Raw genomic sequence first — 23,769 nt, 5'->3', positions numbered from 1 at the left:
TATTGCTCCAGAAATTATTTCCATAAACAGGCTATGGAAGCGGCCATTGCACGGTGGCTGGTCGCTGGAAATTTTGATTTATTAGTTTGCACTGCCGTTTATTATTTGCCTGGCAATCATTGTTTTACTGCTGAAAAACAATATTGCGGCTGTTGCTCCGGCAGGGTAATTATTTGCGGCTTTATTTATTATGTTCAGTGCGCTATCCTGTTTCGGTCCTGCCTGAAACACACTGCTGTTTACTGTGGCCAGCACCGGCCACTTGGCAGCGGCTGCAAGCAGAACCACACCGTCGGCTCCTGCCAGGTACACCGGCCTCTGTTCAGGTACAAGCCTGCCCATCCTGCGGGCACATGGCTGCCAGCTTCTGCCCTGGCGCTGTCGCGTAAAGAGATAGTAAAGCTGTTTTATTGCGTCTTTTCGCCCGGTTTGCCAGCGACCCATCGTTTTTTCAATGTTTTGCCAACAATTTTCCCATTTGCGTAACGACTTTTCCTTTAAAACAGCTCATAAATCTGTTGAGTTTGTAGGCATTGTACTGTCCTGTCAATCGCGGAAGTGCTTGTCATGTCCGAGCCTGGATTCTGCTCTGAAAGTAGTACTGGCGGCCCGGTATGGCAAGGCATGCGGGGCGACGCGGCTTTGATTGCGATTTGTCGCGGATATTGTCAGCCAGGTATGGCAAGAGCTGCCAGGGCGCGGTGTCGCAGACAGACAAAGAGCCGCTCGCAGAGCGGCCCAGGCTGCTGACAAAGTTATTTGGTGCGATTGCACTGGACCCGGCAAAGCCGGGCCTCTCGACTAAGTGATTGATTCCGCAGCCTTCCAATTTACTCCCAATCCCCCCGCCCTTGCCCTGCAAGGGAGCCTCGCTTTCCTTTCGAAAAGCGAGAGGGGTTTGTCAATAATCTGAGCCGCTCGCAGAGCGGCCTTTGAGGGGAGGGCAGGCAGCGTCAGACGCGGAAGCGGTTCAGGCTGTCGTTGAGGGCTGCCGACAAATCTTTCAGCTGCTGGGCCAGCTGGTGCGATTCCTGGACCGAGCGGTTGGTATTGTCGTTCATCTGGGCGATCTGCTCGACATTGCGCGCCACATCCTGGCTGGCCTGGCTTTGTTCCTTGATGGCACCGGCGACATCGCCGATCTTGTCTACCGAGCGTTGTGACAGATCGCGGATCAGCTGCAGCGAGGTGGCTACCTGCTGCGTGCTGCTGACGCCGGTTTCGATGCGGGCATTGGCTTGCTGCATGCTGTGGAAGGCTTGCTGGGTATCGGTCTGTACCCCGGAAATGCGCGAGGAAATTTCGGCAGTGGCTACGCTGGTGCGTTCGGCCAGCTTGCGTACTTCATCGGCCACCACGGCAAAGCCACGTCCCATTTCGCCGGCACGTGCCGCTTCGATGGCGGCATTCAGTGCCAGCAGATTGGTCTGGTCGGCGATATCGCGTATCACCTTGACGATGTCACCGATCTCGCCGGAGCGCTGGTTGAGCTGGTCGATGACGCGCGAGGTTTCGGTAATGCTGTTGGCGATCTGGCGAATCTCGGCGGCCGCCTGAATGGCTAGCTGGCTGCTCTGGGTGGCTTCGCTGGTGGCATGGCGTGCCTGTTCTTCCACGCCCTGGGTGTTGTCCGACACCATGTGGATGCTGACGGTCATCTGCTCGATGCTGGCGGCACAGGCGGAGGCGGCTTCCGATTGCTGGTGCGAGGCCTTGGCCACGTAGTCGCTGACATTGCCCAGTTGGTCGGCCACACCGACCAGTTGCGAGGAATAGCCGTGCGATTCCTGGATCAGCGTGCGTACCGTGCCCACCAGATCGGCTACCGAGCGGCCCATGCTGCCCAGCTCATTGCGGCCCAGATCGGGAAACTGGTGGGTCAGGTCGCGGCTTTGTGCCAGATGCTGGCTACTGTCGCGCATGCTGTTGAGCGGGTGGCGGATGGAACGGATGATGAGCCAGGACAGGGCAATGCCCAGCAGCAGGGCGATGGCCAGCAGCGCCAGTACCGCCGTGCGTACCGAGGTCGACGTGGTATTGATCTGGCTGCCCAGTGCGTCCACGGCACCCACGGCCGACTTGCTGATGGTCTGTAGCATCTCTTCCATCTGGTGCACGTTTTCCTTGTACTTGCCAATGGCGGCATTGCCGTCGGCCGGTGTGGTGATGCTGCCGGCCTCCACCTGGGTGCTGACTGCGGTGAAACCATCAGCATAGGCTTGCAGCAATTCGCCCTGCCGCGTCACCGGGCCGGTAAGCGTGGCGCTCAGGCTGTTATTGCCCACGTTCAGTTCCTGCAGCAGAACCTTTACCGTTTCCTGTGCCTTGCCATAAGTGTCTTTCCATTTGCCCAGATACTCGCTGCGTTTTTCTGCCGAGGCGACATTGAGGAAATAGTCTTTTTCGAAGCGGCGCAGATTGCCCATGTGCACGCGCAGCTGCGATACATCACGGAAAAACACCAGTTCGTGAGTGGAAACGTCTTCGACACGCTGGTCGATGCGGCCGAGCCCCTGCAGGGTAATGCTGCCGATGATGGCCAGCGCCACCAGCAGCAGGCTGAAGCCTGTGGTGATGCGCGTGGCGATGGATAGATTTTTCATTGAATTCCCCGAACCTCGTAGCCAGACAGATGGATGACGGATGGGTGCTTGCATGCTGTGGTAATCAACAGTCAGCCATCTCTATGACTGGTTGATGACGCCAGGGGCCGGACCTGTTTTTATTGCTGTTGCCAGCCGTCGTCGTGACCATGCCAGCCACACCCGGCCGGCACATTAGCATGGTATAGCTTAACAATCACCCCTTGTCGCCAGGTTAGCCGCTTGGCAAAGCCAGGCCGACTGCCTGATAGGTATTGCGCCAGAGGGCAGGTGTTAATGTATTCAAGTCGATATTTCGCAATTCGGCCATGATGATGGCGAATTTTTCCAGATTGGCCGGCGTATTGGGCTGCTGTGTTGCCCATTGCGGGCGGATGTCGGGGGCGTCGGTTTCCAGTACCAGCGCCTCCAGCGGCAGCGTGGCAGCCAGCTCACGGATACGGCGCGAACCGCTATAGCTCATCGCCCCGCCAAAACCCAGTTTGAAACCCAGCTGGATAAAGGCATCGGCTTGTTGCCGGCTGCCATTGAAGGCGTGGGCAATGCCACCCGGCACGGGAATCTGGCGCAGGTATTTCAGAATGCGATCCTGTGCGCGGCGCACATGCAGCAACACCGGCAGATTGTATTTGCGTGCCAGTTTCAGCTGTTCCACCAGCAATTGCTCCTGGCGGGTGGCGTCCAGCCCCGGCACATAGAAGTCCAACCCGATTTCTCCCACCGCCACCGGTGCATGCTGTTGCAGATGTTGTTCCAGCAGTTGCAAGTGGTCATCCATATGGCGTTGCAGATAGATGGGATGCAGGCCGAAGGCAATCCAGCAGCCATAGCGCTGGCGCATGGCCAGGCTGTCGGCAAAGCTGTCGCTGTGGATGGAGGGCAGCAGTAGCTGGCCGATGCCGGCGGCTTGGGCTGTGGCGACGATGGCATCGCGCTGGCCGTCGAATTCCGGCGCATCCAGATGGCAGTGCGAGTCGATCAGGCAGTGGCCGGGTGCAGGCTGAAAGCGCATGGCGGGCTCCACGGGGTGAGGGCGCATTGTGTAATTAGCCGCTGTCAGCGACTGGCCAGCAGTCGCATGAAATGGCCAATCGACATCGGCTTGCCGAACAGATAACCCTGGAAGGCGCGGCAGTGCTGTTGCAGCAGGAACTGGCGCTGGCTGGCGGTTTCCACCCCCTCGGCAATCACTTGCAATTGCATGCTGCCGGCCAGGGCGACAATGGTGCGGATGATGGACACATCGTTGACATTGCTGTCGATGTCGCGCACGAAAGACTGGTCGATTTTCAGTTGGTCCAGCGGCAGGCGCTTGATGTAGGACAGCGAGGAATAGCCAGTGCCAAAGTCATCCAGCGAGAAGCCCACGCCATCCTGTTTCAGTGCCTGCATCTTGCGCACGGTGTCGTCCACATCCTGCAGCAGCAGGCTTTCGGTCAGCTCCAGCTTTAGTTGACGCGCCGGTGCGCCGCTTTGCTGCAGGGCCATCCTGACCATGGCCACGAAGCCGGGCTGATGGAACTGGCGGGCACTGACATTGACTGAGAGTTCCAGCTGGGCGGTGGCCGAATCTGCCGCCCATGCCGCCAGCTGGCGACAGGCAGTGTGCAAGACCCATTCGCCCAGCGGCACGATCAGGCCGGATTCTTCGGCCAGCGGGATAAAGCTGGCCGGTGTCACCAGCCCGTATTCCGGCCGCTGCCAGCGCAGTAAGGCTTCGGCACCGGTAATGCGGCCGTCGGCGTCTACCTGTGGTTGATAGAACAGCTGGAACTCCTGCTGTTGCAGGCCACGGCGCAGGTCGGCTTCCAGCTCGGCGCGGGCGGTGACGGCCTGCTGCATTTCCGGATCAAAAAAGCGCAGCGTATTGCGCCCGGCACCCTTGGCCTGGTACATGGCCAGATCGGCCCGTTTCAGCAGTTCTTCCACCGTGGTGGTATTGCCGAAGAACAGTACCGCACCCAGGCTGCAGGTATTGTGGTGGGTGCCTTCCAGCATGGGGTAGGGGCGGGCGAGCGAGTCGAGGATGCGCTGGCCCAGCTCGCGGGTTTGTTGCGCGGCCTGTTGCTGCTGCGGGCTGAGTCTTTCCAGCATGACCACGAATTCATCGCCACCCAGCCGCGCCACGGTGTCGCCGCTGCGCAGGCAGTCATTCAGGCGCACGGCGACTTCCTGCAGCAGGCGGTCGCCCATATCGTGGCCCAGGGTGTCGTTGAGGGTCTTGAAGTTGTCCAGGTCGATAAACAGCAGGGCGCCGGTTTGCTGGTTGCGCGCGCTGTTGTCCAGCGCGACCTGCAGCCGGTCCAGCAGCAGGCGGCGGTTGGGCAGCTGGGTGAGCGGGTCGTAAAAGGCCAGCCGCTTGATCTTGTCTTCGGCGGCCTTGCGTTGGGTGATGTCGCTCATGGTGCCGACGTAATGGCTGACCTCGCCATTGTCACCCAGCACCGCGCTGATGCTCAGCCATTCCGGGTAGATTTCGCCGTTCTTGCGGCGGTTCCAGATTTCCCCCTGCCAAACGCCTTGTTCGCGCAGGCTGAGCCACAGGCGGCGGTAGAAGGCCGCGTCGTGCCGGCCGGATTGCAGAATGCTGATCTTGCGGCCCACTACATCTTCAGCCGGATAGCCGGTGATTTTGCTGAAGGCGCTGTTCACCCGCAGGATGACGGTATGGCAGTCGGTGACCACCATGCCTTCTTGTGCTTCGAAGGCGGTGGCGGCGATGCGCAGCAGCTGCTCGGCATGCTTGCGTTCGGAGATGTCGCGCGAAGACGCATACAGATAGCGCCGGCCGCCGATATCCATCGCCTTGGCATTGACCTCCACCTCGATCTGGCTGCCATCTTTGCAGCGGTGGCGGGTTTCGAAGCGATAGCCCTGTCCGCTCTCGTCTTGCAGCAGCTGTTCGAGCAAGCCCGATGGCACGGCGTCATTCCAGTCGGAAAGTTGCCACTGGCGCTGGCGCATTTCATCTGGCGCATAACCCAGCATGCTGGCGAAAGAGTCGCTGAATTCGGTGAGCTGGCCGTGCTCATCCAGGATGTGGATGCCGTCCGCTGCTGTCTGCAACAGGGCGGCCTGACGCATGGTTTCTGCCAGCGCGGCGTGTTCGGCGGCCTGACGATCCGAGGTTTCCTGTGCCAGCGCGCGGGTGCGCAGCGCTACCAGCAGGGCCAGCTCGGCGCGGTGGCGACGCAGCTCCAGCATCTGCCAGGCCAGCCAGCCCAAGAGAAAGCTGATGACCAGCACCAGCGCGCTGTTGATGACGATGCGGTGCTGATCGCGCCAGCCACCCTGCGGCTGCACATCCAGCGTCCATACCCCATTCGGCATGTTGATGTAGTAGTGCACCGGGTCGCCCAGCGCCTTGCTCCCGCTGTCTGCGCCGGCAATGATCTGCACCTGCCTGGTGTCCGGATGCAGCCGCCACAGGCGGTATTGATAGCCGCGCTGCGGCAGCCAGTCCAGCCCGGCACCATGCAGTACATCGGGAAAGCGTACCAGCGCGATGGCAAAGCCCCAGAAGCGCGGCTTACCGCTGTTGTCGCGGCCAATGAAGATGGGCAGGCGGCCAACGGCACCGATACCGCCCTGTAGCAGCGGGAAAGGGCCGGCCAGGGTCATCTGGCCGGTATCGCGCGCCATGAAGGCTTCCTTGTTGCGCGCCGGATCGGCCAGCAGATTGTGACCGATGGCCTTTTCATTGCCCTTGAGCGGATAAATCTGCTGCACCACGCCGGCGGGTGCCAGTTGCAGCGACATCACGCCGGGGTAGTAAATGATGAGCGGGCGGGCGAAGGTGTCAAAATCGTCCAGCTGGCCACGGCCCTGCCGCACCATGGCGGCCAGAGCATAGGTGGAGGACAGGGCGCGGTCCATGGCAACCCGTACCGCATTGCCACGGTCGCTGGCGTCGGCCAGCGCCTGGGAGCGGGCGACGTTTTCGTCTTGTCGCGCAGTGAAATACACCACGCTCATGCCGACAAGGCAGGCAAGCAGGGCGACCAGCAGGCTGATCAGCCAGGAGCGCCAGATTTTGTTCACGGTAGCCAGTGCAGATGAGTGGAAAACGGCAGCGCAGCAACCGGACCGTTGCGCTGCCAGGCCATGGCAGGCAGCCTGCACATAGACCCGCTAGTGTACTGAGCAATTTCCTGACTTGTCATGCCAATCGCAAGTCATCTCACACTCTTTTGCGCCGTATCAGGCGGTTTACACGAATAGCGCGGCCACGACCCCGCTGAAGGCCACCACGATGGACAACATATAGAGCTGGAAGGTGTGCTGATAGTAGTGACCGGCCCGCTGCAGCGGATAGCGGTTGTTCAGCAGCCGGTACAGCACCAGCAGCATCATGCTGATGGCGGCCATCAGCGTGAGCACCACCACCCAGTCGGCCCGGCCCTGGATGGCCGATTCGCCATTGTCCTTGATCGCCCACTGGCCAAGAAAGCCAAGCAGGAAACCGAGAATGATGCCGAGAGAGGTCACCATGGGCTGGCGGAAATCACGAATATCCTGGTTCATGTCTGGTACTTGTTCGGTCATGGCGTGCCTGCTGTTGTTTGTTCGCCAGACAGTGTAATTTGTCCTTTCAGGCCCGGCCAGCCAGCGCCGCCGGCCCGCCGGGCTGTCTACGTGGAGTAGGTCGATGCGCTGTCTGCCGCTGTTGTTGCTATTGCTATCGGGCTGCTCATGGGCAGAGCCGGTGGGTGCTGCCGCGTCGTCATTCAGTGTGGCGGATAGTGCCGGCCCGGCGTGCGAACGGGTGGCCGTAGCGCTGACGCAGCACACGCAGAGCCATTCGGTCTGGGATGCGCTGGGCGGCTGGGGGCAAGGCGTATCCCGCATGACGGCTAACCGGGCTGACTTCTACCTGTTCCGGCCAGCGAGCGGCCAACTGAGCAAGTTGCTGAGCCTGGAAGCCCCCACGCGCTGGCGGCAGTCGGATCGCTATCAGATGCGCCCGCGCATCCTGCCTGATGGCAGGCTGCTGTTCAGCCTGCACGGCTGTCCGCCGCAGCAGGAAAACTGTACCGAGCAGCAATACTACACACTGTCGGCCGACGGGGCTTACCAGCAAATTGCCGCCTGGCCGGCGGCATCGGCACAGGAATCGGCCAATCTGCGGCAATGCACCACTTCGCTGAGCTATCAGGGTGGCAAGACCCTGATCAATATCGGGCCAAGCGGCGGCCCCTGGCGGCCTGTCCTGCAACTGGAAGGCGGTGTGTTGCGGCCATTTGCTTCGCCAGCGCCCTGAGCCGGGCTGCCCACTCCACCGTCAGCACGTCCCCCCTGCGGCAATTGGTCACATCCCAAGCGGGTGGCAAATTGCTACTCTCGCCCCGGCTGCTGAGCCAATAACAGTTGGCCCGCAGCGCTAGCAAGCCTGTTTTGTGTTCCCCACCAGCCGAAATGGGCTTGCCAACAAGATGGCAGGCAAGCTGCGCCTTTGACCTGGCCCGCATTCCATTCCGTTGCTCACTTGGGAAACATCATGCAATACCATCAGAAGCCTGCCGTGCTGGCAGTGGCCCTGGCCTTGTCCGCGCTGTGTCACAGCGCGCTGGCAGAAGACAATAATGCGCTGCAAAGCATGCCGGAGGTGGTGGTTCACGGCACGCGCCCGGACAGTCTGGCCGACGGCAGCAAGCTGGACGCGGCCCAACTGTCCGCCCAGAAAGCCCGCAGCAGCGACAGCGCCCAGCTGTTGCAGGACATTCCCGGCCTCAGCCTGCATGGCGCGGGCGGTTTCTCCAGCCTGCCGGTATTGCGCGGTCTGGCCGATGACCGCCTGCTGACCAAGACCGATGGCATCAGCCTGGTTTCTTCCTGCCCCAATCACATGAACTCGCCGCTGTCCTATATCGATGCCAGCAAGGTGGACAGCGTGCAGGTGTATAACGGCAGCGCCCCGGTCAGCGCCGGTGGCGACAATATTGGCGGCGTGATCGTGGCCAAGGCCGCCGCCCCGCGCTTTGCCGAAATCGGACAAACCCTGCTGACCGGCCAGATGGGCGCTTATTACCGCAGCAATGGCGATGCCAGCGGCGCGAACCTGTCTGCCACGCTGGCCAATGACCATGTCAGCATCAACTACAGCGGCTCCACCGCCCGCTCCGGCAATTACGATGCCGCTGCCGCCTTCAAGAGTGCCGGAGCCTCCACTGGCCGCGCCTGGCTGGATGGCGACACGGTAGGCTCCAGCGCCTACCACACCCAGAACCACGAAGTCAGCGTGGCCTGGCGCGATAGCTACCAGCTGCTGGAAGCCAAGGTAGGCGTGCAAAACACCCCGTACGAAGGCTTTGCCAACCAGCGCATGGACATGACCGACAACAGCAGCAGCCAGTTTAATCTGCACTACAACGGCCAGTTTGGCTGGGGTGAGCTGGATGCGCGGCTGTACGACCAGTATGTGCGGCACAGCATGGACTTTGGCGATGACAAGCAAACCGTCTATGGCAGCTATGGCGGCATGCCGATGGACACCGCCAGCCACACACTGGGCGGTGCGCTGGTGCTCGATCTGCCATTGAACCAGCGTGACCAGCTGAAGCTGGGGGCTGAATTCCAGCGCTACGGCCTCAACGACTGGTGGCCAGCCGCGGGCAGCGGCATGGGCATGATGAGTCCCAATACCTTCTGGAATATCCAGGACGGCAGCCGCGACCGGCTGGATGTGTTTGCCGAATGGCAGGCCGACTGGACCCCGCAATGGCGCAGCATCCTCGGCCTGCGCGCTGCCCAGGTAAAGAGCAATGCCGGCAATGTGGCGGGCTATAACAGCATGGCCGCCTATGCCACCGATGCCGCCGCCTTCAATGCGCTGAACCATCAGCAGACTGACCACAATCTCGACCTGTCCGCCCTGGCACGCTACACCCCGTCGGCCGGGCAGCAGTACGAGCTGGCCTATGCCCAGAAAACCCGCTCGCCCAATCTGTACGAGCGCTATACCTGGTCCAGCATGGGCATGGCCGCCATCATGAACAACTTTGTTGGTGACGGTAACGGCTACTTCGGCAATCCCAACCTGAAGCCGGAAGTGGCACACACCCTCAGCAGCAGCGCCGACTGGCACGCCGCCGACGGCAGCGCCTGGGGCCTGAAAATCAGCCCCTACTACAGCTATGTGCAAAACTACATCGATGCCCAGCGTTGCGGCAGCAGCCTGTGTGGTGGCAGCAGCAACCTGAGCAGCACCAACAGCTATGTCACCCTGCAATACGTCAACCAGAACGCCCAGCTATACGGGATGGATGTCAGCGGCAAGCTGCGGCTGGCCAATGGCGCGCAATACGGCCGTGTCGATGCCACCGCCCAGCTCAGCTACACCCGTGGCGAAAACCTGAGCACCGGCGACAATCTCTACAACATCATGCCGCTCAATGCCAAGCTGGCGCTGGTGCACACCCTGGGCAAGTGGAGCAATACCGCCGAGCTGCAGCTGGTGCGCGCCAAAACTGATGTCTCCGCCGTGCGCAACGAGATCAAAACGCCGGGTTACAGCCTGTTCAACCTGCGCAGCCGCTATGAGTGGAAACAGTTCAGCGTGGATGTGGGCGTGGACAATGTGTTCAATCGCTACTACGTACAGCCGCTGGGCGGAGCCTATACCGGCCAGGGCCGGACCATGGCGAAGAACCCCAGCGGGCTGGGCGCATGGGGAACTGGCGTACCGGGCGCTGCCCGCTCGCTATATACCGCGCTTAATTACCAGTTCTGAGTGCATACCGGCGGCAGGCTGCCCTGCGACATGATGGAGTGGCGGGGCTGGCCGCTGGTGGCCAATCCTGCGGGTCAGTGATTTCCAGCCTGCTTAGCCGGAAACCCGGCAACGGCTTGGCACTGCCAGTCAGCTGTCAAACGTGGCCTGCGCGACTGTGGGCCGTGGCAAAGTGCCGTAGGAAAACAGCAGCTAAATAAGCCTGGCTGCTGTCGCTTATGGTTCAGCGCCCAGCATTGCGCAGCAGCAGGTCTTCATAAAACGCACCATAAGGCAGCGCGGGATGGCGGATCTGGATTTCCAGAATCCACAAACCGGTGTCCGGGCAGGCCGCAAAATCGCCCAGCGAACCGGCCTGGTAAATGGCATGCGGAAAATCGCAAACCCGGTGCCCCTTGATATCCAGATTCAGCTTCCAGCCCATGGCGGCGGCCTGCTCGGCCGCATAGTCGTACAGCGCGCTGCCGGCGCAGCCATCCTGCTGCCATTTTTCGCTGACCAGCTGCCACAGCGTACGGGCCGCCGCCGCGCAGGCATGCATGTCGCCATCCTGCCCCACCACAAAGGTATCGCCGGCATCGCCCTCGTGACCATCCCACACCACACCCAGGTCGATAAAGAAAATATCGTGCTCACCCAGCACATTGTCGGGGTCGATCTTCTGCTTGAAGGTTTTCAGCGTCGAATGACCAAAGCGGATGACGATGCCATGCCAGATCCGCTCCATCCCCATGCGCGCCAGCGTCGCCCGCGCCAGGTCCTTGGCCTGCTGCTCGTCCATGCCGGGCCGAATCTGCGCCGCAATCAGCCGCACCGCCTCGAAAGTCTTGTCACGCGCATAGCGCATTTTGGCAAGGGAAAAACCGGAACCGACAGCTTCCTGCTGGGCCAGGGCATCCGACATGGGAATCCCTCCAAGGGTGGTGGCTGAAAAATGAATTCATCATATCCATGCCACTGCCGAGCGCAAGGGTCATGAACAAAAACCGGCGTTACGGCATGAGGTGCTTGGCGGCTTAGTAATAGCGCGCAGGCTTAAGCAGCCAGTGGCCGGAGCGTAGAGGCCGGCTGCGGCTGGTAGAAGATAGATGTCGTGCTCAAGCGCTATCCGAAGGCTTCCGCACGCCCATCAAGCGGCAGAGTACAGAGGGCTGACAAGAATATCTTGATCAAAGCTGCCCACCCACACCTTTAAATTTTTCGACAAAAGCGGCGATTTTCTGGAATACGCCCTGTTTTTTGCTCAGATACTGCGGGTTGAGCGGGCTCATCTTGGGCAGTACAGCGTTCAGCTCGGTGCCATTCTCACTGGCAAATTCGCGTTTTAACGAGGTGCTGATATAGCGCTTTGCCGCCTCGGCGTTCAGGTTCTCGTCGCTGATCAATGCCTCGGCCTCGCGCTGCTGCTCTGCTTGGGCAAAGGTAAAGAAGGCGTCGATCACGCTGGCCTTGTCGCCAATCTGGTCCAGATCGGTCTGATTGATGAAGTCCACCAGCAGGCTTTCCTTGGCCCGGTTGCCCAGGCTGGCGCGAATCACCCGCCGCACTTCCTCTACCAGTGCCACCTTGCTCTTGAGCTGCTTGTTATGCTCGAAAATCAGTTCCAGGATGTAGTCCAGGTTGATTTCCAGTGACTTCAGCAGGTCCACCTCAAACACCACGTCATCCCAGTCTAGGGTGGATTTTTCCTTCTCCGTGCCAGCTTTCTCACGGCGCAGCCAGTCGCGCACATCGTTGTAGGTGGAGCGGTAGTCCTGCACCTTCCGCTCCGCCGGCAGCGTGATGGCTTGCAGCGCGCTCAAGTCTTCATCGCTCAGATAGTGGCTGGCCTTGAATGCTTCCACTGCTGCCGGGTCGTTCATGTCGACGCTTTGCAGGGCTTTCAGGCTGGCGAACTCGTCATAGTTTTGCAGCACATTCTCCAGCCGCAAATATTCACCAAACAGCTTGGCAAAGGCTTTTTTGTCCGCCTCTTTTTCAATGGCTGCCGGGTTGGGGAAACGGGCTTCCAGCTCCTGCACCACCTCGATGAAACCGCGCCGCGCTTCGCCGCTGGCGATGTCGGTAAAGCCTTCCATATATTCCTGGTAGCTTTTTTCCAGCACCACGTTCTTGGTGTTCTTGTCGCCAAACAGAGTAATGGCGTCAATGGTGGCCTGTTCCAGATCGCGGAAAGTGACGATATTGCCGAAGGTTTTGGTGGCGTCAAAAATGCGGTTGGTGCGCGAATAAGCCTGCATCAGCCCGTGGAAACGCAGGTTCTTGTCAACAAACAGGGTGTTGAGCGTGGGCGCATCAAAGCCGGTCAGGAACATGCCCACCACAATCAGCAGGTCGATTTCCTTAGCTTTCACCTGCTTGGCCAGGTCGCGGTAATAGTTCTGGAAGCCCTTGCTGTCCACGCTGAAGTTGGTCTTGAACAGCGCGTTATAGTCGGCAATCGCCGCGCTCAGAAACTCCTTGGCGCTGCTGTTCATGGCCGATACATCAAAGCTCTCGTCCTGTATCTCGCCAACCGCGTCCTGCTCCTCGTTGGCGGCAAAGGAGAAAATGGTGGCCACCTTCAAGGGCTTGGCGCTGTCTTTTTGCAAGGCCTGGAAGCTCTCGTAATACAGCTTGGCCGCATCCACGCTGCTGACGGCAAACATGGCATTAAAGCTCTTGTTGCCAGTGTGCAGGCGGTGGGTTTTCTGGCGGAAGTTGTTCAGGATGTACTGGGTAATTTCATGGATACGGTCCGGGTGCAGCAGGGCTTGCTTGTTCTCTGCTGCGCTCAGCTTTTTCTCGTCCTGCTCGGATTCGATGGCTTTGAAGCGAGGGCGCACATCGTTGTAATCCACCTTGAACTTCAGCACCTTCTCGTCGCGGATGGCATCGGTAATTACATAGGAATGCAGCTCGCGGCTAAACACGCTGGCCGTGGTTTCTGCACCCAGTGCATTGCCTTTGCGAATCAGTTTGCCATCGACGATATCGTCACCAAAAATCGGCGTGCCGGTAAAACCAAACTGGCAGAACTTCTTGAACTTCTTCTTCAGATTCTTCTGCGCTTCACCAAACTGGCTGCGGTGGCACTCATCGAAGATGAACACCACTTGCTTGCCGTAAATGGGCAAGTCCACCTCGTTTTTCATCAGATTGTTGAGCTTCTGGATGGTGGTGACGACGATCTTGTTGTCGTCCTTCTCCAGATTGCGCTTCAGGCCGGATGTAGAGTCAGAGCCATTCACGCTGTCCGGCGAAAAGCGCTGGTATTCCTTCATGGTCTGGTAGTCCAGATCCTTGCGGTCCACCACGAAGAACACCTTGTCGATGAAATCCAACTCGGTGGCCAGTCGGGCTGCCTTGAAGCTGGTTAGCGTCTTGCCGCTGCCGGTGGTGTGCCAGATATAGCCACCGCTTTCGGTTTTGCTCCAGTTCTTGGCCTGATGGCTGCTGTTGATCTTCCACAAAATGCGCTCGGTGGCGGCAATCTGGTAGGGGCGCATCACCAGCAGCGTATTGCTGACATCAAATACCGAATAATGCAGCAGTACATTCAGCAGCGTGTGCTTCTGGAAAAAGGTGGCGGTGAAGTCTTTCAGGTCGCGGATCAGGTTGTTATCCGCCTGCGCCCAGTTCATGGTGAAGTCGAAGCTGTTCTTGTTGCGCTGCGTGGTGTTGGCAAAGTAGCGGCTGTCGGTGCCGTTGGAAATCACAAACAACTGCAAATACTTGAACAAGGAGTGCGTGCTGTTAAAGCTTTCCTTGCTGTAGCGGTGAACCTGGTTGAAAGCCTCGCGGATCGCCACCCCGCGCTTTTTCAATTCCACCTGCACCAGCGGCAGGCCGTTCACCAGAATGGTTACGTCATAGCGGTTGGCATGGCTGCCGCTTTGTTCAAACTGCTTGATCACCTGCACCTTGTTGCGGGCGATATTCTTCTTGTCCAACAGATAGATGTTCTGGATACGCCCGTCGTCAAACACAAAATCGTGAATATAATCGTCGTGTATCTTGCGGGTTTTCTCGACAATGCCGTCACTGGGCTTGTCCAGCCAGCTTTCGACAAAGCGCAACCATTCGCCGTCGGCAAATACCACTTTATTCAGCTCTTGCAGCTGCACGCGTACATTGGCCAGCAGGGCGTCCGGGCTATTCAGGCCGGGCAGGTATTCATACCCCTGGTTTTGCAAATCCTGCACCAGCTCGCGTTCCAGATCGTTTTCACTCTGGTAGCTTTCGGCGGCCTTCCACTCCGGGCTGTATTTTTCCAGCACAATAAAATGGTTGGATTCGGCAATGGTCTTATATTCATTCATTACTCGTGCTCTTTTTTTTCAATATTTGTTTTACTGCCCGATCAAAATCCGACTCAATACGCTGCTGCTTGTTAAACTTGTCATATTCGGCATGGGCTTTTTGTTCCGCCTGCTGGCGTGAAACCGAGCCATGCCCTTCCAGTATTCGGTACTCATTAAAATTCAAAAACTTGTCCACGCTTTCGGCAAAGCTGGCCATAGTAAAACTGCTGCGCCGCTCGATAATGCCTTCGATATAATCAAAAAATGCCGAAACTGCCCGCTCCAGCTGCTTGATTTCGGTTTCCTTGAGGTAATTCTTGGCGACTACCGTATCGGACTTCAGCACACGTCCGTCCGGTGCGTTTTTATAAGTGCTCATGCCCATCAAGGGCTTGCTGGCATCGGCGTGCAAGGCAATGGTTTCTGCTGCGGTATGGCCGGTAATGGCAAAATGGAATTTGTCCTGCACATGGGCGTAAAACAAGCGCGTGGTTTCCGACTTCGGGTCGTAGTCTATGCTGCATTCGGCAAAAATATCGGTAATCTGCTGATAGATGCGCCGCTCGCTGGCACGGATGGAGCGCACCCGTTCCAGCAGTTCGCGGAAGTAGTCCTTGCCAAAATAGCGGCCATTTTTCAGCCGCTCATCATCCATGGCAAAGCCCTTGATGATGTATTCCTTGATCAGCTGGGTGGCCCAGATGCGGAACTGGGTGGCCTGCGCCGAGTTCACCCGGTAGCCCACGGAAATGATGGCATCGAGGTTGTAGTACTTCACCTGCTGGGTCTGGGTCCGGCCCGCCACCGCGCCGTGCTCAGTGGTATGTTCCAAAATGGAACATACCAGTTGCTCATCCAGCTCCTGGCTGTCAAAGATGTTTTTCAGGTGCTTGGTGATGGCCGGACGCTGCACGCCAAACAAGGCCGCCATGCGCTCCTGCGTCAGCCAGATGGTTTCATTGCCCAGCAGCACTTCCACCTTGATCGCCCCGTTGGGGCCGGTGTACAGCAGAAACTCCGAACGTTGATCACGCAGACTGAGCGAGGGCTGAGGCATGGCGGCACTCCTTATGGCTGAGGTTTGGCGTGGGGGAAGCTCAACAACAGGTCGCGGTAATACTCATACTGTTGCTGGCGCAGGGCAATCTCACGCGGCAAGCCTTTGGTGATGGAGTGGGTCAGTGCGTCGAACTTGTCGAGGATGGCGACGATGCGGGCTTGTTCGGCCAGTGATTTCTCAGGGTCGTTCGGATAGGGGACAGGAATAGCAATTTTGGAAAAACCATTGATCAACAAAGTATTCACCTTGGTTCGGGCGACATACTTTGCTTTTTCGGCAATAAACTTCGGTGTCTGCATGCAGTAAGACACGAACTTTGGATTCATGGTATGCCGGAAGGCGTAGCAGTGATCATGAATGGCCACCTTTTCAGTCCCGAGCCACGCCACGGCTTTACCTACATCCTCAACCGTTTCACCAACGTCCGTCAGGACAACATCGCCCGATTCTGCATAGCGTAGAGAATCCGCCATATCTTCTTTGACTTGAGATAGTGCCTGCTCGGTAAAAACACCATAGCGAGTATAGATCTCGCCGTAGTGGATGACCGGAATGCCATCTTCGGCATAATCGGCTTTGGTAAAGCGTTTGCCACGAATAAATTCACCAACATCACGGAGTGGCCGCCATTCCACTTCGGTATTTTCAAAGCTAAATAATTGGTCGCGGTAATAATTATATTGCTTCTTGCGAGTGTTAAGTTCGGCTGTAAGTTCGGCTGTAAGTTCGGCTGTAAGGGAGGTGAATGCGTCCAGAATGCGGGCTATTTCAGCCTGGATTGCCAGTGATTTTCCAAGGTTTTCCGGGCTGGGGATCGGTATTTTTAAACTCTCAATTTTGCCGACAGCCAATCCGGGTTGTGCAGACTGTGACGCATACTGATTCAGATTCATAAGCGTCAGCAAGTGGAATGCCCAGTCAATATTGATGCCATTAGTTGGGGTAACAACTACTGCATGCTCTGTTGCATAAAATGCTCCGCTCGTACGCTGAACATTTCCACACAATGCGCCCTGCCGTCCAATCAGTAAATGCTTCCCATCATGGTTATTCTTTGCAACAAACCCTCGAATTCCATTTCCCCCAAAACATGGATATGGGTATTCCGGACTGGCTTCTTCCATGATGTGGCTGGCCGAAATATGTTGACCAGCCCGCATGTTGACCACTTCACCCAGCGCCCTCCACTCTACCTCCACCCCATCCAGCAGCTTGTCCAAAAAATTCACGCGGCTCATAGCTGCTCCCCGCCTTCAATCTCGGCCACGATGGCATCAATCTCGCTGCGCAGCTGGTCGATCCGGGTGACGGTGGTTTTCAGTTCGGCATTGAGCGCGGCAATATTGATTACCTCGCGGGTGTCTTCGGCTTCCACATAGCTGCTGACCGACAGGTTGTAGTCGTTGGCGGCGATTTTTTCCTGCGGCAGGGTTTGGGCAAAGTGATCAATGTTTGCCTTGCTGTCGAACACCGCCATGATGTCCTTAATGTGGGCATCGGTCAGGGTATTGGTATTACTTTCTTTCTTGAACAGCCCGCTGGCGTCGATGAACTGGATGTCGGTGTTCAGCTTGCGCTTGGACAGTACCAGGATATTCACCGCAATGGTGGTGCCGTAAAACAGATTGGGCGCCAGCGCAATCACTGTTTCCACATAGTTGTTGTCCACCAGGTATTGGCGGATTTTCTGCTCGGCCCCACCACGGTAGAAAATACCGGGGAAGCAGACAATGGCGGCGCGGCCCTTGGGCGACAGGTAGCTGAGCGCATGCAGCACAAAGGCAAAGTCGGCCTTGGATTTGGGGGCCAGCACGCCGGCCGGGGCAAAGCGTTCGTCGTTGATCAGCGTGGGGTCGTCACTGCCTATCCACTTTACCGAGTAGGGCGGGTTGGAGACGATGGCGTCAAACGGCTTGTCGTCACCAAAGTGCGGGGCCAGCAGGGTGTCGCCCAACTGGATGTTGAATTTGGCGTAGTTGACGTTGTGCAGGAACATATTCATCCGCGCCAGGTTGTAGGTGGTGTGGTTGATTTCCTGGCCGAAAAAGCCTTCTTCAATAATGTGGGCGTCAAAATGCTTTTTGGCTTGCAGCAGCAAGGAGCCGGAGCCGCAGGCCGGGTCGTAAATCTTGTTGACGCGGGCCTGGTTGTGCATGGCCAGCTGGGCAATCAGCTTGGATACATGTTGCGGGGTGAAAAACTCGCCACCGGATTTGCCGGCATTGGCGGCGTAGTTGGAAATCAGGAATTCGTAGGCATCGCCAAACAGGTCGATGTGGCTGGCGTCGAAATCGCCAAAGTCCAGCGCAGCCACGCCTTTGAGTACAGCGGCCAGGCGGCTGTTCTTGTCTTTTACCGTATTGCCCAGCCGGTTGCTGGTGGTGTCGAAGTCGGCAAACAGGCCCTTGATGTCTTGTTCCGAGGGGTAGCCGCTGGCGGATGCTTCTATATCCGAAAAAATCTTGGCCAGTTCGGTATTCAGGCTGTCGTTATTGTTGGCCGTCTTTGCGACATTGATGAATAGCTGGCTGGGTTTGATGAAATAGCCCTTAGTCTTGACCGCATCTTCCTTGAGTTCTGGGGGGACGATGCTGTCTGACAGCTCGGCATAACAGACGCTGTCATCGCCGCCTTCGATATAGTCGGCAAAGTTTTCGCTGATAAAGCGGTAGAACAGGCTGCCCAGTACGTATTGCTTGAAGTCCCAGCCATCGACCGCGCCGCGTACATCGTTGGCAATTTTCCAGATCTGGTTTTGTAGGGCGGCGCGTTGTTGGCTGCTGGTCATGCTGTTTTATTCCTGTTGCAATGCTTTTATATGCGGCTGCCGCAATATCTCGGTCGGGGACGTACGGTATTGGAAGGTCCTAATATGCCGCTTGCCTGCCTTGGGTGGCAACCAGCGGCGGCGGATATTTTCGGGCTGATTATTCAGGACAACAAAAAACCCGCAGAGCCTTGTGCTGTGCGGGTTTGATGGACTTTCTTGAACTTCTCTGTATGTTGCGATGGTGCCCGGGGTCGGACTCGAACCGACACACCTTGCGGCGGGGGATTTTGAATCCCCTGCGTCTACCGATTTCGCCACCCGGGCATCGCAAGAGGAGGCAAGTCTATCTGATCTGCCTGTCCTTGTAAATCACTCTGCGGCGTCCTTTTTCAATTTCAGCGCATGGTCATACAGTTGCTTGCGGTTGGCTCCGCTGATCTGGGCGGCCAAGGTGGAGGCCTGTTTCATCGGCAGCTCGGCGCTGAGGATGTTCATGATGCGCACGGCTTCTTCCGGCAGGGCTTCGTCGCTGTCGGGCTGCGGGGCGGCGTCGATGATGAGGACGATTTCGCCGCGCTGCTGGTTGCTGTCGGCCTTTACCCATTCCAGTAGCTCGCCAGCGGGCAGGCTGTGGAAGGTTTCAAAGGTTTTGGTCAGTTCGCGTGCCAGCATCAGCCGGCGCTGCGGCCCCAGTTCGGCCACGATGTCCTGCAGGGTGTCGACGATACGGTGCGGGGCTTCGTAGCACACCACCAGGTGGTCGGCGCTGAGCCATTGCTGCAGGGTGCGGCGGCGTTCGCCGCTTTTCGGCGGCAAAAAGCCATGAAACAGAAAGGCATTGTTGGTAAAGCCGCTGGCCGACAGGGCGGTAATGACGGCGGAGACGCCGGGAATGGGGCGTACCGGGTGGCCGGCGGCGCGCACGGCTTCCACTAGCCGGGCACCGGGGTCGGACACGGCGGGGGTGCCGGCATCGGATACCTGCACCACGATCTGGCCTTCGGCCAGCCAGCGGATGACTTGTTCGGCCATGCTGCGTTCGTTGTGTTCGCGCAGGCTGACCAGTTTGTTGGCGTGAATGCCGTATGCTGTCAGCAGGCTGCCGGTGACGCGGGTGTCTTCGGCGCACACGACATCGGCCACGCCAAAGGCGGTCAGCGCACGCGCGGTAACATCTCCCAGGTTTCCAATGGGGGTGGCCACCACATATAATGTGCCGCGACAGAAACTTTCCCGTGCAGATTCAAGCAAGTGAGCGAACGAAGTATGCAAAGACTGGCTCCGCTGTTGGTTGGCGTCATGATGACATGGTTGACGGCTGCGCAGGCGCAGGCACCGGACTATATCATCCAACTCAATGCCGCGCCGCTCCATAGCGCGGCTGGTGCGGCGGTTCGGGCGCAGACTGCGCCGGCATCGGCGCCAGCCGTGGCCCCGGTGGCCAAGCCCTTGCCCGCCCCGGGCAAGATGGCATCGCGGGTGAAAATCGGCCTGTTGCTGCCCACCGAATCCCGCCTGCTGGGCGAGGCTGCTGCCGTGGTGCGCAGCGGGGTGGAGGCTGCGCATGATGTCGATCCGCAGGCCGAGGTGGTGGTGATTGATGCCGATGAACACAATGCGGCCCAGCGTTATCGCGAGGCGGTGGCGGGCGGGGTGAATGTGGTGATCGGTCCGCTGTCGCGCACCGGCATCGCTGCGGTGGCTCCCTATGTCAGCGTGCCTACGCTGGCGCTCAATGCAGTGGGGCGCGATGTACCGACTAGCCCCAAGCTGTTTACCCTGGCCTTGAATGTAGAAGTGGAAGCCCGGCAGATTGCCCGGCTGATGCGGGAAGATGGCCGCGCCAATCCGCTGATCATTGCCGATGGCGAAGTGCTGTCCAGCCGGTTGAAGCAGGCTTTTGCCGATGAGTGGCGCAGCCTGGCGGGCAAGGACGCGCAGCAGATGGAAGATAACAGCCACAATCTGTCTGAGCTGGCCGTGGCGGCCGGGCAGGCGGATGCGGTGTTTCTGGCGGTGGAACCTGCCGAAGCGGCACGGCTGAAGCCTGCGCTATTGCCCGAGCTGGCGGTGTATGCCACTTCGCAGATCAGCACCCGCACGCCGGACCGGCAACTGGCCGGTATCCGTTTTATCGACATGCCCTGGTTCCTGATGCCGCAACATCCGGCGGTGAAGCGTTATGCGCGGCCGGCCAGCACGCTGACCTTGCAAACCGAGCGGCTGTACGCGCTGGGGATTGATGCCTATCGGCTGGCCATGCAGCTGGCGACCAGCCGTAATCCGGCCAGCATCAAGCTGGATGGTGTGACCGGTGATTTGAAACTGGGTCGTGACCGTGTGTTCGACCGTCAGTTGCCGGTATCGCTGATTGGTGAGGGCGAGTAAATCTCATGAATGAGCAGGGCAGGCTGGCGGAAGAGCGGGCCTTGTCCTTCCTGTTGCGACAGGGGCTGCAACTGGTAGAGCGCAATTGGCTGTGCCGGGGTGGCGAAATCGATCTGATCATGCGTGATGGCCGCAGCTGGGTATTCGTGGAGGTGCGCCATCGTGCCAGCGCCCGCTTTGGCGGTGCCGCTTACAGCATTACCGCAGCCAAACAAAGGAAACTCATGCACGCGGCGGCAGTCTACCTGTCCGATAGGGGAGTAGACGCACCTTGTCGTTTTGATGCTGTGCTGAGTGAAGGCGAGCAGCCGCTACAGTGGCTGAAAAACATTTTTGCATAGCAGCCCCCGGTTGGCTGCTACGAGGAAAAGCATGGACCTGATTGAACGCGTCAACGGACATTTTCTGGAAAGCATCGCTGCCAAGCAGGAGGCAATGGAATTGCTGTCACCAGCCGTGGCGCTGGCGGCCGAGCGCATGGTGACCTGCCTGATGAACGAGGGCAAGATTCTGGCCTGCGGCAATGGCGGCTCGGCAGCGGATGCCCAGCATTTTGCGGCGGAGATGCTGGGACGCTTCGAAAAAGAGCGCCCTGGTCTGGCGGCCATTTCACTGGCAACCGATACCTCGGCCCTCACCGCCATTGGTAACGACTACGATTTCGACATGATTTTTTCCAAGCAGGTGCGTGCGCTGGGGCATACCAACGACCTCTTGCTGGCCATTTCCACCTCGGGCAATTCTGCCAACGTGATCGAAGCCATCTATGCCGCCCACGAGCGTGGCATGGGCGTGATTGCCCTCACCGGCAAGGACGGCGGCAAGATCAGTGAAATCCTGTCGCCGGAAGACATTCAGCTGAATGTGCCGGTATTGCGTACCGCGCGCATTCAGGAGGTGCATATCCTGCTGGTGCATGCGCTGTGCGATGCGATTGACTACATGCTGTTGGGAGGCGAGTAAATGAAACACACAGTCCTGACCCTGTTGCTGGCTGCTGGCCTGTCCAGCGCCTTGTCCGGTTGTTTTGCCCTGGCTGCCGGCGGCGTGGCCGGTGGTGCGCTGGTGGCCACCGACCGTCGTTCCAGCGGTGCCTATGTGGATGACCAGAGCATCGAAGTGAAGGTATCGCACCAGATTGGCGACAAGCTGCCATCTGCCCATGTCAACGCCACAAGCTACAACCGTGCCGTGCTGCTGACCGGTGAAGTGCCGACGGCCGAAGCTGGCCAGCAGGCCGAGTTGATTGCCCGTGGCATGCCCAATGTCCGTCGGGTGTACAACTACACGGTAGTGGCCCCGTCCTCTGGCCTGTCCGAGCGCAGCAGCGATACCTGGATTACCAGCAAGGTGCGTACCCGCATGCTGGATGGCAAGGGCTATTCGCCTAATCAGGTGAAGGTGGTGACCGAGCGCGGTGTGGTATACATGCTGGGTCTGGTAACGCCGGCCGAGGGCCAGGCCGCTGCACAGGTGGTGAGCGAAACCGCAGGGGTGCAGAAGGTGGTGACCCTGTTTGAAAACATCACCGAAATCGCCCCGGCCCAGTAAGCCTGGGGCCGGAAAGGAAAAAGGACCGCACGCGGTCCTTTTTCATTGCTGCGTTGGCCGTGTTCAGCCGTGGCTGCTGTGTACGCGCGGAGCGAGCACATCGGCACACAGCACATGCATGGCTTCGTCGATTTCAATGGCCATCGACAGCGTCACGCAGGAGCGGGTGTCGGTCATCGACAGATAGGGCTCGCTCATGTACAGCACGCCGGGCTGGTCGATGGCGTGCTGGAAATAGGCCCGGCGCGACCACACGGCACCGGTGGTGTCGGCCAGCGGGGCAAATTTCAGATTGCTGGCCACGGTGTTGTGGCGGCTGTTCAGGTTGCGGCCGATCTGCCGGCCCTCGCTGTCCAGCAAGAAGCAGCGGATCACGTCAGGCATGGCCAGCATCGGTGTGGCCGCCTGATCAAACGGGGTGCCCTGCATCAGCGAAATGGCTGATTGTACAAATGCCTGTCGGGCCAGTTCGATCTGGCGGCGGGTGATCTTGCGCTTGAGCAGGTCGCGCACCATCAGCTCGTCCCAGCGCGAATCCAGCCGCTTGGTGATGATGTCGTCCGGGTCCGGTGTCAGGCTGGGTCGTGCCACATAGTAGCCCTGTACAAGATCACAGCCGGACTCCAGCGCCACCAGTACGTCGTTTTCGGTTTCGATGCCTTCTTCCACCACCAGTGCACCAATTTCGTGCATCAGGCGCACCAGTCTGGACAGCAGATTGCGGGTGCGCGGCTGGCTGACCGCACTGCGCAGCAAGTCCTTGTCGAATTTCACCAGGTCCGGCTCCAACTGACAGACCCGGTCCAGATTGGAATGGCCGACGCCGAAGTCGTCAATGGCGATCAGAAAACCCGCTTTTTTCAGCAGATTGACGCCTTCGATCAGCGCTTCATCCACTTCCAGCACATGTTCCAGCACTTCCAGCACCACATTGCCGGGTTGCAGGCCGGCCTCGCGAATGGAGTTGGCCAGCGCCATGGCGCGCTCGGGGCGCGACAGGGAGGCGGCATCGACATTGAGAAACAACCAGTGCGGATGGGCCTGTTCCAGTTGGGAAAAATGCTGGACATGGGCCTGGCTGACAGCCAGATCAAGCCCGTGGCGCCGTTCTGGCGATACCATGGCGTAAAAAGCCTCGGCCGGGGAGAGTGGCAGCTGGTTCTGCTCGGCGCGCAACAGGGCTTCCACACCCACCGTGCGGCGATGCGCCAGGCTGTAGATGGGCTGAAAATGGCTGCCAAGGGTCAGACCGGCATGCTCGAAACGTTTCATTACAGTACATTCCTTCCTGGAGTGGGGCTCTTGCTGGCCCGTAAGCCAATCTCTCTAGCAATTGGCATTCCAGTGTAGAGCATGGCCGGATAATAAAAAACGGGCCCGACTGG

18 protein-coding genes and 1 tRNA gene are annotated in these 23,769 nt (G+C 58.8%); 7 read left to right on the top strand and 12 right to left on the bottom strand.

Translation table 11 applies throughout. The annotated features are described in order from the left end of the window. Window positions 1–33 precede the first annotated feature (33 nt). Window positions 34–486 (top strand): hypothetical protein, encoded by a 453-nt coding sequence (locus FAZ30_RS03830; RefSeq protein ID WP_124644451.1) that lies wholly within the window; start codon window positions 34–36, stop codon window positions 484–486. A 467-nt stretch (window positions 487–953) separates the two neighbouring features. Here the strand turns inward: FAZ30_RS03830 and FAZ30_RS03825 are convergent, their stop codons facing one another. The 4 genes from FAZ30_RS03825 to FAZ30_RS03810 form a co-directional block, all read right to left on the bottom strand. Continuing rightward, window positions 954–2,603, bottom strand: coding sequence for a methyl-accepting chemotaxis protein (locus tag FAZ30_RS03825; protein ID WP_158613611.1), 1,650 nt, complete (start codon window positions 2,601–2,603; stop codon window positions 954–956). Window positions 2,604–2,817: 214 nt separating this feature from the next. Then, complete coding sequence (locus FAZ30_RS03820) at window positions 2,818–3,615, bottom strand: TatD family hydrolase (RefSeq protein ID WP_124644453.1); 798 nt, start codon at window positions 3,613–3,615, stop codon at window positions 2,818–2,820. 44 nt (window positions 3,616–3,659) lie between these two features. After that, complete coding sequence (locus FAZ30_RS03815) at window positions 3,660–6,644, bottom strand: bifunctional diguanylate cyclase/phosphodiesterase (RefSeq protein WP_137008804.1); 2,985 nt, start codon at window positions 6,642–6,644, stop codon at window positions 3,660–3,662. 168 nt (window positions 6,645–6,812) lie between these two features. Continuing rightward, window positions 6,813–7,148, bottom strand: a complete 336-nt coding sequence (locus FAZ30_RS03810; RefSeq protein ID WP_124644455.1) for a hypothetical protein — start codon at window positions 7,146–7,148, stop codon at window positions 6,813–6,815. A gap of 103 nt (window positions 7,149–7,251) precedes the next feature. Here FAZ30_RS03810 and FAZ30_RS03805 point away from each other — a divergent pair, with 103 nt between their 5' ends. Beyond that, window positions 7,252–7,863 carry a hypothetical protein gene (locus FAZ30_RS03805; protein WP_137008802.1) on the top strand — a complete coding sequence of 204 codons (612 nt, stop codon included), beginning with the start codon at window positions 7,252–7,254 and terminating at the stop codon, window positions 7,861–7,863. A gap of 237 nt (window positions 7,864–8,100) precedes the next feature. Next, entirely contained in the window at window positions 8,101–10,332 is a 2,232-nt protein-coding gene (locus FAZ30_RS03800; RefSeq protein ID WP_137008800.1) for a TonB-dependent receptor, read from the top strand. Window positions 10,333–10,555: 223 nt separating this feature from the next. Here the strand turns inward: FAZ30_RS03800 and FAZ30_RS03795 are convergent, their stop codons facing one another. The 7 genes from FAZ30_RS03795 to rsmI form a co-directional block, all read right to left on the bottom strand. Continuing rightward, entirely contained in the window at window positions 10,556–11,236 is a 681-nt protein-coding gene (locus tag FAZ30_RS03795; RefSeq protein WP_137008798.1) for a M24 family metallopeptidase, read from the bottom strand. A gap of 265 nt (window positions 11,237–11,501) precedes the next feature. Then, window positions 11,502–14,633 (bottom strand): type I restriction endonuclease subunit R, encoded by a 3,132-nt coding sequence (locus FAZ30_RS03790; protein WP_137008796.1) that lies wholly within the window; start codon window positions 14,631–14,633, stop codon window positions 11,502–11,504. Next, window positions 14,626–15,672 (bottom strand): virulence RhuM family protein, encoded by a 1,047-nt coding sequence (locus FAZ30_RS03785; RefSeq protein ID WP_137008794.1) that lies wholly within the window; start codon window positions 15,670–15,672, stop codon window positions 14,626–14,628. Before FAZ30_RS03785 ends, FAZ30_RS03790 begins: the two co-directional genes overlap by 8 nt. A gap of 11 nt (window positions 15,673–15,683) precedes the next feature. Further along, window positions 15,684–16,913: a restriction endonuclease subunit S gene (locus FAZ30_RS03780; protein ID WP_137008792.1), complete on the bottom strand. Its 1,230-nt coding sequence runs from the start codon at window positions 16,911–16,913 to the stop codon at window positions 15,684–15,686. Continuing rightward, on the bottom strand, window positions 16,910–18,463 hold the full coding sequence (locus FAZ30_RS03775; RefSeq protein ID WP_137008790.1) for a type I restriction-modification system subunit M: 1,554 nt from the start codon (window positions 18,461–18,463) through the stop codon (window positions 16,910–16,912). The genes FAZ30_RS03780 and FAZ30_RS03775 overlap by 4 nt, the downstream gene beginning before the upstream one ends. 221 nt (window positions 18,464–18,684) lie before the next feature. Continuing rightward, a tRNA-Leu gene (locus FAZ30_RS03770) sits at window positions 18,685–18,769 on the bottom strand. Between the two features lie 45 nt (window positions 18,770–18,814). Beyond that, window positions 18,815–19,717, bottom strand: coding sequence for a 16S rRNA (cytidine(1402)-2'-O)-methyltransferase (gene rsmI / locus FAZ30_RS03765; protein WP_181835178.1), 903 nt, complete (start codon window positions 19,715–19,717; stop codon window positions 18,815–18,817). Window positions 19,718–19,744: 27 nt separating this feature from the next. Between rsmI and FAZ30_RS03760 the strand changes: the two genes are divergently transcribed. From FAZ30_RS03760 to FAZ30_RS03745, 4 genes are read left to right on the top strand one after another with little or no spacing between them, the layout of a single operon-like run. After that, window positions 19,745–20,833 carry a penicillin-binding protein activator gene (locus FAZ30_RS03760; RefSeq protein ID WP_246043400.1) on the top strand — a complete coding sequence of 363 codons (1,089 nt, stop codon included), beginning with the start codon at window positions 19,745–19,747 and terminating at the stop codon, window positions 20,831–20,833. 5 nt (window positions 20,834–20,838) lie between these two features. Further along, complete coding sequence (locus tag FAZ30_RS03755) at window positions 20,839–21,174, top strand: YraN family protein (RefSeq protein WP_124644473.1); 336 nt, start codon at window positions 20,839–20,841, stop codon at window positions 21,172–21,174. A 31-nt stretch (window positions 21,175–21,205) separates the two neighbouring features. Beyond that, window positions 21,206–21,796 (top strand): phosphoheptose isomerase, encoded by a 591-nt coding sequence (locus FAZ30_RS03750; RefSeq protein WP_103523592.1) that lies wholly within the window; start codon window positions 21,206–21,208, stop codon window positions 21,794–21,796. Continuing rightward, complete coding sequence (locus FAZ30_RS03745; RefSeq protein ID WP_124644474.1) at window positions 21,797–22,384, top strand: BON domain-containing protein; 588 nt, start codon at window positions 21,797–21,799, stop codon at window positions 22,382–22,384. Between the two features lie 63 nt (window positions 22,385–22,447). Here the strand turns inward: FAZ30_RS03745 and FAZ30_RS03740 are convergent, their stop codons facing one another. Beyond that, a complete protein-coding gene (locus FAZ30_RS03740) occupies window positions 22,448–23,656 on the bottom strand; it encodes a sensor domain-containing phosphodiesterase (protein WP_103523590.1) in 1,209 nt (402 codons plus the stop codon). Window positions 23,657–23,769 lie beyond the last annotated feature (113 nt).

It is taken from the genome of Aquitalea aquatilis, from assembly GCF_005155025.1.
In the GTDB taxonomy this organism is placed as follows: Bacteria; Pseudomonadota; Gammaproteobacteria; order Burkholderiales; family Chromobacteriaceae; genus Aquitalea; species Aquitalea aquatilis.
The sequence above is the reverse complement of the archived record's forward strand: the minus strand, read 5'-3'. Positions and strand labels throughout refer to the sequence as shown.

What these genes read in the sequence shown, in the direction of transcription:
- FAZ30_RS03755 (WP_124644473.1), top strand. Translation starts at nt 20,839, where the DNA reads ATGAATGAGCAGGGCAGGCTGGCGGAAGAGCGGGCCTTGTCCTTCCTG.
- FAZ30_RS03800 (WP_137008800.1), top strand. Translation starts at nt 8,101, where the DNA reads ATGCAATACCATCAGAAGCCTGCCGTGCTGGCAGTGGCCCTGGCCTTG.
- FAZ30_RS03785 (WP_137008794.1), bottom strand. Translation starts at nt 15,672, where the DNA reads ATGCCTCAGCCCTCGCTCAGTCTGCGTGATCAACGTTCGGAGTTTCTG.
- FAZ30_RS03740 (WP_103523590.1), bottom strand. Translation starts at nt 23,656, where the DNA reads ATGAAACGTTTCGAGCATGCCGGTCTGACCCTTGGCAGCCATTTTCAG.
- FAZ30_RS03775 (WP_137008790.1), bottom strand. Translation starts at nt 18,463, where the DNA reads ATGACCAGCAGCCAACAACGCGCCGCCCTACAAAACCAGATCTGGAAA.
- FAZ30_RS03805 (WP_137008802.1), top strand. Translation starts at nt 7,252, where the DNA reads ATGCGCTGTCTGCCGCTGTTGTTGCTATTGCTATCGGGCTGCTCATGG.
- FAZ30_RS03790 (WP_137008796.1), bottom strand. Translation starts at nt 14,633, where the DNA reads ATGAATGAATATAAGACCATTGCCGAATCCAACCATTTTATTGTGCTG.
- FAZ30_RS03780 (WP_137008792.1), bottom strand. Translation starts at nt 16,913, where the DNA reads ATGAGCCGCGTGAATTTTTTGGACAAGCTGCTGGATGGGGTGGAGGTA.
- FAZ30_RS03825 (WP_158613611.1), bottom strand. Translation starts at nt 2,603, where the DNA reads ATGAAAAATCTATCCATCGCCACGCGCATCACCACAGGCTTCAGCCTG.
- FAZ30_RS03750 (WP_103523592.1), top strand. Translation starts at nt 21,206, where the DNA reads ATGGACCTGATTGAACGCGTCAACGGACATTTTCTGGAAAGCATCGCT.
- FAZ30_RS03745 (WP_124644474.1), top strand. Translation starts at nt 21,797, where the DNA reads ATGAAACACACAGTCCTGACCCTGTTGCTGGCTGCTGGCCTGTCCAGC.
- FAZ30_RS03760 (WP_246043400.1), top strand. Translation starts at nt 19,745, where the DNA reads ATGATGACATGGTTGACGGCTGCGCAGGCGCAGGCACCGGACTATATC.
- FAZ30_RS03810 (WP_124644455.1), bottom strand. Translation starts at nt 7,148, where the DNA reads ATGACCGAACAAGTACCAGACATGAACCAGGATATTCGTGATTTCCGC.
- FAZ30_RS03795 (WP_137008798.1), bottom strand. Translation starts at nt 11,236, where the DNA reads ATGTCGGATGCCCTGGCCCAGCAGGAAGCTGTCGGTTCCGGTTTTTCC.
- FAZ30_RS03830 (WP_124644451.1), top strand. Translation starts at nt 34, where the DNA reads ATGGAAGCGGCCATTGCACGGTGGCTGGTCGCTGGAAATTTTGATTTA.
- FAZ30_RS03820 (WP_124644453.1), bottom strand. Translation starts at nt 3,615, where the DNA reads ATGCGCTTTCAGCCTGCACCCGGCCACTGCCTGATCGACTCGCACTGC.